This is a genomic window from Rhizobium halophilum (assembly GCF_021648825.1).
Taxonomy (GTDB): Bacteria; Pseudomonadota; Alphaproteobacteria; order Rhizobiales; family Rhizobiaceae; genus Neorhizobium; species Neorhizobium halophilum.
The window spans coordinates 1-13,402 of the sequence record NZ_JAKJHS010000003.1 but is presented as its reverse complement, the minus strand read 5'-3'; the positions used below and the strand labels follow the sequence as shown (position 1 = coordinate 13,402).

Annotated in this window: 8 protein-coding genes; 7 read left to right on the top strand and 1 reads right to left on the bottom strand. The window is 60.4% G+C overall.

Features of this window, described 5'->3' with window-relative positions; genetic code table 11:
- Positions 1-16 precede the first annotated feature (16 nt).
- The 7 genes from LXM96_RS07700 (at position 17) to clpB (ending at position 10,875) form a co-directional block, all read left to right on the top strand.
- Positions 17-1,291 (top strand): aspartate kinase, encoded by a 1,275-nt coding sequence (locus LXM96_RS07700; RefSeq protein ID WP_239997822.1) that lies wholly within the window; start codon positions 17-19, stop codon positions 1,289-1,291.
- Between the two features lie 83 nt (positions 1,292-1,374).
- Positions 1,375-3,642: a phosphoenolpyruvate--protein phosphotransferase gene (gene ptsP / locus LXM96_RS07695; RefSeq protein ID WP_239998205.1), complete on the top strand. Its 2,268-nt coding sequence runs from the start codon at positions 1,375-1,377 to the stop codon at positions 3,640-3,642.
- Positions 3,643-3,671: 29 nt separating this feature from the next.
- Complete coding sequence (prfA, locus tag LXM96_RS07690) at positions 3,672-4,754, top strand: peptide chain release factor 1 (RefSeq protein WP_239997821.1); 1,083 nt, start codon at positions 3,672-3,674, stop codon at positions 4,752-4,754.
- 32 nt (positions 4,755-4,786) lie between these two features.
- The gene (gene prmC, locus LXM96_RS07685) at positions 4,787-5,620 is read left to right on the top strand and encodes a peptide chain release factor N(5)-glutamine methyltransferase (RefSeq protein ID WP_239998204.1); all 834 of its coding nucleotides are present in this window, start codon (positions 4,787-4,789) and stop codon (positions 5,618-5,620) included.
- Positions 5,621-5,925: 305 nt separating this feature from the next.
- On the top strand, positions 5,926-6,636 hold the full coding sequence (locus LXM96_RS07680) for a DUF4167 domain-containing protein (protein ID WP_239997820.1): 711 nt from the start codon (positions 5,926-5,928) through the stop codon (positions 6,634-6,636).
- Between the two features lie 195 nt (positions 6,637-6,831).
- On the top strand, positions 6,832-8,043 hold the full coding sequence (locus LXM96_RS07675; protein WP_239997819.1) for a metallochaperone AztD: 1,212 nt from the start codon (positions 6,832-6,834) through the stop codon (positions 8,041-8,043).
- A gap of 231 nt (positions 8,044-8,274) precedes the next feature.
- A complete protein-coding gene (clpB, locus tag LXM96_RS07670) occupies positions 8,275-10,875 on the top strand; it encodes an ATP-dependent chaperone ClpB (protein ID WP_239997818.1) in 2,601 nt (866 codons plus the stop codon).
- Positions 10,876-10,921: 46 nt separating this feature from the next.
- Here clpB and LXM96_RS07665 read toward each other — a convergent pair whose 3' ends face one another.
- The gene (locus LXM96_RS07665; RefSeq protein WP_239997817.1) at positions 10,922-12,856 is read right to left on the bottom strand and encodes a M23 family metallopeptidase; all 1,935 of its coding nucleotides are present in this window, start codon (positions 12,854-12,856) and stop codon (positions 10,922-10,924) included.
- Positions 12,857-13,402 lie beyond the last annotated feature (546 nt).

Genomic DNA, 13,402 nt, shown 5'->3' with positions numbered 1-13,402 from the left:
GGTGGTATTGGTCAGCATGGCACGCATCGTCATGAAGTTCGGCGGCACGTCTGTCGCGAATTTGGAGCGCATCCATAACGTAGCGCGTCATGTGAAACGTGAAGTGGATGCTGGTCATGAGGTGGCAGTTGTTGTTTCTGCCATGTCCGGCAAGACCAACGAACTCGTCGGCTGGGTGCAGGAAGCGCCTAAGGTCGCAGGCGCCAATTCGCCCTTTTATGACGCCCGCGAATATGACGCCGTTGTTGCCTCCGGGGAGCAGGTGACGTCTGGGCTTCTGGCGATCGCCCTCCAATCGATGGGCATTAACGCTCGATCATGGCAGGGTTGGCAAATTCCAATCAAGACCGACAATGCTCATGGGGCGGCACGCATTCTCGACATCGACGGCACTGAGATCGTTCGCCGCATGGGTGAAGGTCAGGTGGCGGTGGTTGCCGGGTTCCAAGGCATTGGGCCTGACAACCGCATTGCGACACTGGGGCGGGGAGGCTCAGACACTTCGGCCGTTGCCATTGCGGCCGCGGTGAAAGCCGATCGTTGCGACATCTATACTGACGTCGACGGAGTCTATACGACCGATCCGCGGGTTGTACCTAAGGCGCGGCGCATGAAGCGCATTTCATTCGAGGAAATGCTGGAAATGGCCTCCCTCGGTTCCAAGGTTCTGCAGGTGCGTTCGGTCGAGCTTGCCATGGTGCACAAGGTCAGAACCTTCGTGCGCTCCAGTTTCGAGGATCCCGATGCACCGGGCATGGGTGACCTCATCAACCCGCCCGGTACGTTGATTTGCGACGAGGAAGAAATCGTGGAACAGGAAGTCGTCACCGGTATAGCCTACGCCAAGGATGAGGCGCAGATCTCGCTCCGTCGGCTCGCCGACCGTCCAGGCGTTTCTGCCGCGATCTTCGGGCCGCTAGCGGAAGCCCACATAAACGTCGACATGATCGTCCAGAACATTTCCGAAGACGGCTCGCGCACCGACATGACCTTCACAGTGCCTTCGGGTGACGTGCAGAAGGCGATGAGGGTTCTGGACGAAAATCGCGAGAAGATTGGTTTCGACGTGGTGCAGACCGAATCAGGCCTGGCGAAAGTTTCAGTGATCGGCATCGGGATGCGCAGCCATGCCGGCGTTGCGGCGCTCGCTTTCAAGGCACTTGCTGAAAAGAGCATCAACATCAAGGCGATCACGACGTCAGAAATCAAGATTTCGATCCTAATCGACGGCGCCTATTCCGAACTCGCAGTTCGGACTTTGCATTCTGCCTACGGTCTCGATAAGAGTTGATCATGGGCCGGCTGCCCTCGCCTCCCGTTGTGGACGCGCGGGAATTGCCGGTGAAATGACTCGTTTCGGGAGCATCTATGCCGATGAGAGACCTGTCGGCTGGTCCGCGTGTTCTGCTACGGCGACTGCGCGAACTTATGGCGGAGCCGCTTGATCCGCAAGAGCGGCTGGACCGGATCGTGCGCCAGATCGCCAGCAACATGGTGGCAGAGGTCTGCTCCGCGTATGTTCTGCGCTCCGACGGGGTGCTGGAGCTCTACGCTACAGAAGGCCTCAACCCCGAAGCAGTTCACCTTTCGCAGCTGAAAATGGGGCAAGGTCTTGTCGGAACCATCGCGGCATCGGCACAGCCGCTCAATCTTTCGGACGCACAGGCGCATCCTGCGTTCCGCTATCTTCCTGAAACCGGAGAGGAAATTTATCACTCCTTCCTTGGAGTGCCGATCCTGCGGGCTGGTCGCACTTTGGGCGTTCTCGTTGTCCAGAACAAGACGAGCCGGACCTATCGGGAGGACGAGGTCGAGGCGCTAGAGACCACTGCCATGGTGATCGCCGAGATGATTGCGACTGGGGAACTGAAGAAGATCACCAAGCCGGGCCTGGAGCTCGACCTAACGCGCGCCATCACCATTGCCGGTGACGGGTACAATGAAGGCATCGGCCTTGGTCACGTTGTGCTGCACGAACCGCGCGTGGTGGTGACGAACCTCCTGAACGACGATGCGGACAGCGAGGTGCGGCGATTGGCCGAATCGCTCGGCTCCTTGCGTGTTTCCATCGACGACATGCTCTCCAGGCGCGATGTAGCGAGTGAGGGAGAGCACCGGGAAGTCCTTGAGACCTATCGAATGTTCGCCCACGACCAGGGCTGGGTCCGCCGCATGGAGGAGGCGATCCACAACGGGCTGACCGCGGAGGCGGCCGTGGAAAAGGTGCAGAGCGACACGAAGGCGCGGATGATGCGTCTTACGGACCCGTATTTGCGCGAGCGCATGCACGACTTCGACGATCTGGCCAATCGGCTGCTGAGGCAACTGACAGGCTATAGCGGGCGGGCGATGGGCGAAGGGCTGCCTTCAGATGCGATCATTTTTGCCCGCGCCATGGGCGCTGCGGAGCTGCTCGACTACCCGCGCGACAGGCTGCGCGGACTGGTGCTGGAAGACGGAGCGATCACCAGCCACGTGGTTATTGTTGCACGGGCCATGGGTATTCCAGTGGTGGGGCAGGCGACGGGGGCAGTGGCGCTCGCCGAGAACGGGGATCCAATCATCATTGACGGAGATGATGGGCAGGTGCACCTGAGGCCGATGCCGGACGTGCTGAATGCCTATGAGGAGAAGGTGAAGCTGCGCGCTCGCCGGCAGGAGCAGTTTCGCGCGCTGCGGGACGTGGAGCCCGTTACCAAGGACGGAAAGCGCATCAGCCTGATGATGAACGCGGGCCTGATGGTCGACCTGCCACAGCTTGTGGAATCAGGTGCTGACGGAATCGGCCTGTTCCGCACAGAGCTCCAGTTCATGATCGCTTCCACCATGCCAAAGCTTGAGGAGCAGGAGACCTTCTATCGCAATGTGATCAAGCAAGCCGAGGGGCGTCCCGTGACGTTCCGGGCGCTGGACATTGGTGGCGATAAGGTCGTTTCCTATTTCCGTTCGCATGAAGAGGAGAACCCTGCGCTTGGATGGCGCGCCATTCGTCTGTCTCTCGATCGGCCCGGCCTGCTGCGCACGCAGTTGAGGGCGCTGTTGCGAGCTTCCGCAGAGTCGGAGCTGAAGATGATGCTGCCAATGGTGACGGAGGTGGCAGAGATACACGCGGTTCGCGACCTGCTACAAAAGGAAGTGCAGCATCTCTCCAAGTTCGGCCATAGCCTGCCGCGCAAGTTACAATTCGGCGCAATGCTTGAGGTGCCGGCTCTGATGTGGCAACTGGACGAACTGATGGCGGAGGTGGACTTCGTGTCCGTCGGATCCAACGACCTCTTCCAGTTTGCGATGGCCGCCGACCGCGGCAATGCTCGGGTGGGCGATCGTTTCGATATGCTTGGCAGGCCGTTCCTCAGAATGCTGCGCGATATCGTCAGAGCGGCGGAGCGTAATCACACGCCGCTGACGCTTTGCGGAGAAATGGCGAGCAAGCCACTTCCGGCCATGGCGCTTATCGGGCTGGGTTTCCGCTCAGTCTCGATGACTGCCACAGCCATTGGGCCGGTGAAGGCGATGCTTCTGGCGCTTGATGCGAACAATCTGGCACGAGCGCTGCACGCGGCGTTAGATGACACTCGCTCTAACGAGTCGATCCGTACGCTGCTCACCCGCTTTGCAAGCGAGAACGGCGTCCCCGTCTAAAGAAGAACAAGAAAACGGAGAAGAACAGGGTGGCGAAGCTTCCTGTAGACAAGATGCGTGAACTGGAGCGCCGTTTCGGCGAGATTGAAGCGCGCATGTCGGAAGGTCCGGCCGCGGACGTCTATGTGCGTCTCGCGTCGGAGTATTCGGAACTGCAGCCGGTCGTTCGCAAGATCCGAGACTACGAGAAGGCGACCGCGGAAGTAATCGACCTGAGGACCTTGCTCGCTGACAAGGCGACCGATCGCGAGATGCGCGAGCTTGCCGAGATGGAGCTGCCGGAGGCGGAGGAGCGGGTCGAGGCGCTGGAGAAGGACATGCAGGTCCTGCTTCTGCCAAAGGATGCCGCTGACGAGAAAAGCGCCATCCTGGAAATCCGGGCGGGGACAGGCGGCAATGAGGCGGCCTTGTTCGCGGGCGATCTGTTTCGCATGTACGAGCGCTATGCTGCCGGCAAAGGCTGGAAGGTGGAGGTGCTGTCCGCCAGTGAGGGCGAAGCGGGCGGGTTTCGTGAAATCATTGCGACCGTTAGCGGGCGGGGCGTGTTCTCCAAGCTGAAGTTCGAATCGGGCGTCCACCGCGTCCAGCGCGTACCGGACACGGAGACTCAGGGCCGCATCCATACTTCGGCAGCGACCGTAGCCGTTCTACCGGAGGCGGAGGAGATCGATATCGAGATCCGACCCGAAGACATCCGCATCGATACCATGCGATCCTCCGGCGCCGGCGGACAGCATGTCAACACGACCGATTCGGCGGTACGCATCACCCACCTTCCGACGGGGCTCATCGTAACGAGCTCAGAAAAGTCGCAGCACCAGAACCGGGCGAAGGCTATGCAGGTTTTGCGATCACGGCTCTATGATATGGAGCGGCAGAAGGCGGAAAGTGAGCGGTCTGCAGATCGCAAGAGTCAAGTCGGCTCGGGCGATCGCTCCGAACGCATCCGCACCTACAATTTTCCGCAGGGGCGGGTAACGGATCACCGCATTAATCTGACGCTATACAAGCTGGATCGGATGATGATGGGCGAAATCGACGAGGTGGTTGATGCGCTCATCTCCGACTATCAGGCCGGACAACTGGCACAACTGGGCGAGCGACAGGGTTGAGGACGCTCGGCGGCGCCGTTGCGTATGCGCAGATGCGCTTAGTGGCAGCTGGCTTGCCGGATGCTGCGATGGAAGCGCGAATACTGATCGCTGGGCTTCTTGGCCTGAACAGCACAGAGATATTTATCGGAACAGACCGGGTATTGGCGGAAGACGAGGCGCTTAAAATTGCCTCTGCCGTTGAGCGACGGTTGAAACGCGAGCCAGTTCACCGCATATTGGGAGAGCGCGAGTTCTACGGCATGAAGCTGAAGCTGTCGGATGAGACACTTGAGCCGCGCCCGGACACGGAAATCTTGGTCGATGCCGTTCTTCCCCGACTGCTGCGGCTTTCAGCAGGAAAGGGTAGTGTTCGGGTGCTGGATCTGGGGACCGGCACGGGCGCCATCATTCTTGCGCTCCTGAAAGAATGCCCGCTGGCCTTGGGTGTCGCCGCAGATATCTCGCAAGATGCACTGCAGACGGCCTACCAGAACGCGCAGCGATTGGGCTTGGCGGACCGTTTTTCGAGCGTGCAGAGCGGCTGGTACGAGAAAATCGAAGGGCGGTTCGACATAATCGTGTCAAATCCGCCCTATATTGCGACATGTGTCGTCAGCGAATTGGAGCCGGAGGTCAAGGATTTCGATCCGCGAAGGGCTCTCGACGGTGGCCCAGATGGTCTGGACGCATATCACGCCATAGCGGCCGGCGCCTCCGGATTTTTGGAACGCGACGGGATCATAGGTGTCGAGATTGGCTTCGACCAAAAAGGCAGCGTGACTAAGATCTTTGAAGCCGCAGGCTATGAACTTGAAGCTGCCGAACGCGATTACGGAGGCAACGATCGCGTTCTCCTGTTCTCCCTCAGGAAGCCAGGTGCATGATTTTGCGCAGCGAAAGAAAAGACTTGGTTTTACTGAGGAAGCGCGATAGTTTGCGGTCACGCACTGGGCGGCTGGGAATGAACGGAGATTCGTTCGGGTTCAAGGTCAACCCTGAAACCGGCTCTTGTGAAGAGTTTCAAAGGTTGAACATTTCCCGGTGCGTGAATCAGTTAATTTGACTTTCACAAGCGGCAGGCGGCTTGGTCCTTCCCTGCTCGCGGCACGCGAAGTCCTGCACTGGCATGAGCCAGCATGGTCGCGTGGGCCCTTATCAGCGGAAAACAGACAATTCAGGTGAACGATCTATGAGGCCAGGACAGCAGAACAAGCGCGGTCGAGGGCGCGGCGGCTCCAACAACAATAATGGCGGTGGCGGCAATAACTTCAATCGCAAGGGCGGCAATCCACTGACCCGCACCTACGACAGTTCCGGCCCAGATGTGAAGATACGCGGCACGGCGCAGCATATCGCCGAGAAGTACTCGACTTTAGCCCGCGACGCCCAGAGTTCTGGAGATCGCGTTATCGCCGAAAATTACCTCCAGCACGCGGAGCACTATTATCGCATCATCGCTGCCGCCCAGGCGCAGATGCAGGAACGTTTCCAGCGGGACGAGCGCAATGAGGACCGGGACAATCAGGACGTCGATGAAAGCGATGCGACTGATCTCGATGATGATGCCGGCGAACACCAGCAAACTGCAAGGGAGACGCAACAACCGCAGCGTCGCGAGCAGCAGCGCGATCAACAGCGCCAGAATCGCCGCGAACAACCGGTTGCAGCTGAAGCTGCTCCGGCGCTCGACGGATCGGGTCCGCAACCAGTAATCGAGGGGACGCCCGCAGAGGTCGCCGTCGAGGAGGAGGCCCAAGTTCCGGCCGCCGCACAGGAGCGTCAGCCCCGCCGACGTAACGCCGGCAACCGGCCCCGTCGTCCACGCCGCGGCGAGGGAGAAGCCCCGGCAGAAGGTGAGGCTTCGGGCCAGCCCGAAATGGCAGAAGTCGCGGGCGAGTAAGCTGCACCCCATGCGCAGGTAAAAAAAGCTCCGGTCGAAAGGCTGGAGCTTTTTCTTTCTTGGCGCTCTGCCGCTGGAGGCGGACCATCAATTCCGTTCCCTGTTGTCGTTTCACATCTCTTTTTGGCAAAGCCCTATCGACAAATGCATCTCCAGCATCTATCCGTGATGTTATTACATCACGGATACATAAGAATGCGTTCTTGCCTATCTGGTTTTTCTCTTTCGACATCCCTGCTTCTCAACGGGATGCCGGCATTTGCCGATGACGTAAAGGCGTGGCGGCTCTTTGTTGGGGACCAGAGCTCCGCCAAGCTGACGGTGCTGGATGCGACAAAGGGCGAGCGACTCGCCCAGTTCCCGCTGAAGGGCCACGTGACGCATTTGGTCCTGAGCGAAAGCGGCCAGACGCTATTTGCGGTGCAAATGGATCATGACGCGGTTGAGGTTGTGAAGACTGGTTTGGTCTTCTCTGACCATGGCGAACACCGAGACCTCGAACTGGAGGAACCAGTCACCATCACCCGGATAGAAGGCAAACGACCTGTTCACGCTGTTCCACACGGCGACCGAATCCTGCAGTTCTTCGACCTCGAGGGGGAGGCGCGAATCTTCGACGAAGCCATGCTTCTCGAGGGCAAGGCGGAGCAAGATGTGGTGAAGGCAAGTGCTCCGCACCATGGTGTCGCCGTTCCCATGGGCAACCACATGCTCGTATCCGAGCCCGATCTGTCCGGTGAGGTGAAGGCGGGCGAACTGCCGCCGCGTCTGGGCCTGAAGGTGCTGGACAAGGACGGCAGGCAAGTGGGCGAAACCTCGACATGCACTGGCCTCCATGGCGAAGCAAGCTCTGCCGGCATCGTCGCCTTCGGATGCAAGGAAGGCGTATTGATCGTGCGCGACAGCCGCGACGGCCCACAGCCCGAGATGTTGCACTACCGGGACGACATGCCCCAAGGTCAAGTCGGCACCCTGCTTGGCGGCAAGGCCATGCAGTTCTTCCTCGGCAATTACGGGGATGACAAGGTTGTGGTGATCGATCCTTCTGCAGACTCACCCTATCGGGTGGTGTCGCTGCCGGTTCGGCGGGTGGACTTTGCGCTCGATCCGGAACGCGCATCGACCGCCTATATCTTCACCGAGGATGGCAAGCTGCATGTGCTGGACGTTCTGAGTGGTGAACTTACCAGGTCTGTGCAGGTGACGGAAGCCTATAGCAAAGACGGTCACTGGCGTGACCCGCGGCCGCGGCTCGCCGTCATGGGCGATGAGATTGCTGTGACGGATCCGCGCCGGCAACGCGTCCTCATCCTCGACGCGGCTTCTCTGAAGGAGGTCCGGAGCATGGAGGTCGAGGGGCTTCCCTTCAACATTGTCGCAATCGGGGGCGAAGGCGTGCGCCATTGAGGAGGTTGAGGCTGGATGTCCCGCGGGCGCCAGCCGCCTCAGATGCAGATGGACCTGCTCACGCGCGGCAGTCATTGCCGCGGGCGATCGGGTCCTTTAAATCCCCCAATCTGCCTCCCATATCATCTTCAACGTCGGTGCAACCGGCGATCGGCTCGCCTTTTGAGGGAGCTCAATCTCAATCATCGTTCCGTGCCTTACGATGGGCGGAATGATCCGTGGAGGTTAGACATGAACATCGAAAAATATTCCGAACGCGTTCGCGGCTTTCTACAATCCGCGCAGACGCATGCTCTTTCCGAAGGACACCAGCAGTTCACGCCCGAGCACGTGCTCGAGGTTCTCCTGGACGACGACCAGGGGATGGCATCATCCCTGATTGCCCGCGCCGGCGGCGATCCTAAGGAGGCCCGTCTTGCCAATGACGTAGCACTTGCCAAGTTGCCGAAGGTTTCAGGCGGTGGCGGCCAAGTCTACCTGTCGCAGCCGCTCGCCAAGGTCTTCACCACCGCGGAAGAGGCGGCCAAGAAGGCCGGCGACAGCTTCGTCACCGTCGAGCGCTTGCTTCTGGCACTTGCCATTGAAAGCACGGCATCCACCTCTGCGACACTGAAGAAGGCCGGCGTCACCGCTCAGGCGCTGAACCAGGTCATCAACGAGGTTCGCAAAGGCCGTACCGCAGACAGCGCCAATGCGGAACAGGGCTTCGATGCGCTGAAGAAATATGCCCGCGACCTGACGGCGGAAGCCCGGGAGGGCAAGCTCGATCCGGTCATCGGTCGCGACGACGAAATTCGCCGCACGATCCAGGTCCTGTCGCGCCGTACCAAGAACAACCCGGTTCTGATCGGGGAACCGGGCGTAGGCAAGACCGCGATCGCCGAAGGCCTGGCGCTCAGAATCGTCAACGGTGATGTGCCGGAGAGCCTGAAGGACAAGCGGCTCATGGCGCTCGACATGGGCTCGCTGATTGCAGGCGCGAAATATCGTGGCGAGTTTGAGGAACGCCTGAAGGCGGTCCTGAACGAGGTGCAGGCGGAGAGCGGCGAGATCATCCTGTTCATCGACGAGATGCACACGCTGGTCGGTGCCGGCAAGGCCGACGGCGCCATGGATGCATCCAACCTCCTGAAGCCGGCGCTTGCACGTGGCGAACTGCACTGTGTCGGCGCTACGACGCTCGACGAGTACCGCAAGCATGTGGAGAAGGACGCGGCCCTTGCCCGCCGGTTCCAGCCGGTCATGGTGGATGAGCCGACGGTGGAGGACACGATTTCGATCCTGCGCGGGCTCAAGGAGAAGTACGAGCAGCACCACAAGGTGCGCATCTCCGACTCCGCTCTCGTCGCGGCCTCGACACTCTCCAACCGCTACATTACCGACCGGTTCCTGCCCGACAAGGCGATCGACCTGATGGACGAGGCCGCGTCGCGGCTCAGGATGCAGGTGGATTCCAAGCCCGAGGAACTGGACGAGCTGGACCGCCGCATCATTCAGCTGAAGATCGAACGTGAGGCCTTGAAGAAGGAGACCGACACCGCTTCCGCCGACCGGCTGGTGCGTCTTGAAGGTGAACTTGCCTCCCTCCAAGAGGATGCGGATGCGTTGACGGCACGCTGGCAGGCGGAAAAGCAGAAGCTCGGTCTTGCTGCGGATCTCAAGAAGCAGCTCGACGAGGCACGCAACGAGCTCGCGATCGCTCAACGCAATGGTGAGTTCCAGCGCGCCGGCGAACTGGCCTATGGCGTGATCCCGAAGCTCGAGAAGGAACTGGCAGAGGCCGAGGCACAGGATACGACGGCAAATGCGATGGTCCAGGAGGTTGTCACCCCAGACGGCATCGCCCATGTCGTGTCCCGCTGGACCGGTATTCCAGTCGACAAGATGTTAGAAGGCGAGCGCGAAAAGCTGCTGCGCATGGAAGACGAACTGGCAAAGTCGGTCGTCGGCCAGGGCGACGCCGTGCAGGCGGTTTCCCGCGCGGTACGCCGGTCGCGCGCCGGGCTGCAGGACCCGAACAGGCCGATTGGCTCGTTCATCTTCCTCGGTCCGACGGGTGTCGGCAAAACGGAACTGACGAAGTCGCTTGCCCGCTTCCTGTTCGACGACGAGACCGCGATGGTGCGTCTGGACATGTCGGAATATATGGAGAAGCATTCGGTCGCTCGGCTGATCGGCGCACCTCCCGGCTATGTCGGCTACGAGGAAGGTGGTGCGCTGACGGAAGCTGTTCGTCGCAAGCCCTACCAGGTCGTGCTGTTCGACGAGATCGAGAAGGCGCATCCGGACGTGTTCAACGTTCTCCTGCAGGTGCTCGATGACGGCCGCCTGACGGACGGGCAGGGCCGCACGGTCGACTTCAAGAACACGATGATCATCATGACGTCGAACCTCGGCGCGGAATATCTCAGCAATCTGCCCGAAGGTGCCGATACCGACCAGGTGCGCGATCAGGTGATGGACGTGGTCAAGGCCTCGTTCCGGCCGGAATTCCTCAACCGCGTCGACGAGATCATCCTCTTCCACCGCTTGCAGCGGACGGAAATGGGCGCGATCGTCGATATCCAGATGAAGCGGCTGATCTCGCTGCTCGCCGAGCGCAAGATCGCGATCGAGCTTACCCCTGACGCGCGCCAATGGCTGGCGGACAAGGGTTACGATCCGATCTATGGCGCGCGGCCGCTGAAGCGGGTGATCCAGAAGTTCGTGCAGGATCCGATGGCCGAGCAGATCCTCGGAGCGCAGATCCCGGATGAAGCGACGGTTGTCGTTGATGCGGGCTCCGACCGGCTGCTCTTCCGCGTCAAGTCGGCGGTGGCCGAAGCGGCGTGATCGGGCTTGACGGCAGAGAAGAAAATGGCGGCTGCAGCCGCCATTTTCATCGACTTGCTACTTCAGCCGGGTGTCCACCGCCCAGTAACGCGTCGATTCGGCTGCGCTCCTCTTTGAAGCGGGCGAGATGGGTTCCTTCCAACGATTTGCCGCCCGGTAGGCGGATCTTCATTGGATCCACCTTGGTCCCGTTGACGATCAGCTCGTAATGAAGGTGAGCGCCGGTCGACTGGCCGGTGGAGCCGACATAACCGATAACCTGACCCTGGGTGACCTTGGCGCCTTTCTTCACACCCTTGGCGATAGCGCTCTGGTGGTTATAGGAGGAGACGTAACCGTTTGCGTGGCGGACAATCGTTTGGTTTCCGTAGCCGGAGGCCCAACCCGCCGATTCAACGACGCCGTTGCCGGCCGCAATAATTGGCGTTCCGCGAGGTGCCGCCCAATCTGTACCAGTATGCATCCGCGAAAAGCCAAGGATCGGATGACGACGCATCCCGAAACCGGAGGTCATGCGGCCGTTCGGCACGGGGTTGCGCAGAAGGAATTGCCGGATCGACTTGCCGTCCGCATCGAAGTAGTCCACCGTCCCATCCTCAGGATTCTGGAAGCGGTAGAAACGCGTCGTGGTGTCTCCAAAATGGGCGCTGACGTAAAGCAACTCTGATTGCTCCGTCGCCTGGCCGCTCTCGTCCTTGACGGTGAAGAAGGCCTCGATCTTATCTGTCGGCTTCAGTTGCGCCTGAAGATCGACGCTGCTCGCCAGAAGCTTGACGAGGAGCCCCGTCATATCGGCCGTCATCCCATAGGAGAGGGCGGCACGATAGATGCCGTCATACGCGCGCGGCAGTTCCCTGCCCGAAACGACCTGCACCGGCTGCTCTTCAAAGGCGCCGGCCACCGCGTCCAACATCGGCGGCTCCTCCGCATCCACGATGCGACCGTGGTCATTGAGTGCGATCGTTAACTGGTGTGTTCCGCGGCGATAGACGGAGGCCCTCACGACAAGCACCATGTCGCCCTGCTGCAGCACGCCGATCCGCAATACGTCACCCGGAAGAAGCTTCGGCTCCTTCATCCGATTGCCGAGATGCCCCGCAATCTCGTCGGCCTTGCCTTCAGGATATCCGACGTCCTTCAACGCCGTGGCGACGTCTTTCTCGGTGCGGATCGGAATAACGTCGTCGGCGTAGTCGCGTGTTTGCGGTGTCACCGGCTCAGCCGAGGTCACCGTCATGTTCTGCTCCACAATTCGAGCGGTAAGGCCCGCAGTGATGTCAAGACCGTCGGCATCCGAGGAGAACCGCTGCGGATCGACATAATAGAGAGCCGAGAGTTGCGTGTCGCCGTCGGTCAGAACCGACCCATTGCTGCGGACATTCTCTTCCACCTCTTCAAGGGTCATCGACGGCGCATAAGGATAGGCAGCTGCCTTCGTGGGGAAGGGGAGGGCCCGAAGTGTCACTTCAGATTCCACTTCGGAGCCGTAGATCACACCGGTGCTGGCAGGCGCGGGCGAGGATGGATCGCTGGCGGCGAAAATGGTGAGCGGATCAAAGGCCGGATAATCCTCCTGTGCCACGTGATTGGCGGCGAGGTTCATTTTTACATGCGCGAAAGGTTGGCGGCGGACCACCTCTCGCTGACCTTCATGGATGACCGTAGAGACCTCCATCACCTTGCGGTCGGTCGGCATGGCAACAATGTTGCCGCCAAGAAGTCGGCTGCCGCGGGTGACTGTCGTCGTCTCCTCTTCGAGAGGCAGCGAGGCGGATGCTTCCGCCGGGATCGCCAGTTGCTGGCGCCCATCGAGCGCTGCGAACAAGGCAACGCCCATCAGCACGGAGGAGGTAATGCCGGTCAGGAAAGTGCCGGACAGCCAGCGCAGGGAAATCTCGCGGCGATCGGGTGCCCGACGGCCATCGGCGAGCAGGGGGGGCTCGTTGCCGAGCGATTGGATCATGCTGCGGGCGTTGATCATGCCGTCCTGACGGTTCCCTGATGCCCCTCTTCGTCAACCGGTAGTATTGCTGTGGGAGCTTCGCTGAAACATGTGCCCTTTTTGCCACGGAGTGTCAAATCGGTGCAGCGGCTGATGCCGGCCGTCTAACGGCGGCATCATCCGCTGAGGCTTAGACAGGAGAATTGTGAAAACACCGCGGCGCATATGCGCTGTTGCGCAGTATTTGCAGCGTCGGCCCGCACAAGCTGCCGGCGTCTCGGGTTGGGACGGGCGCGGACAGAGCCGACAACAGGGTCAGCAATGACTAATTGGCGCTATATCATTTCGTATGCCGCCCGTTCCTATCGGAGGGGCTGCCGGTCACCGTCGGAGGACGCACTGAGGTGCGTCGTAGCGCGAGTGGGTTGGTTTTAGCTGGTTCGGCAGGGCGGCTTTGAGAATTGATCTTTTTCATCAATGAATTAGCGGAAAATGTGCGGTGCCAGGCAAAAACCCCGTTGACTTGTTTTGGTGTGTGGGCTTATAAACCGCTCACCAACGAGGGCGGCGGCGCTGCTGGCGACG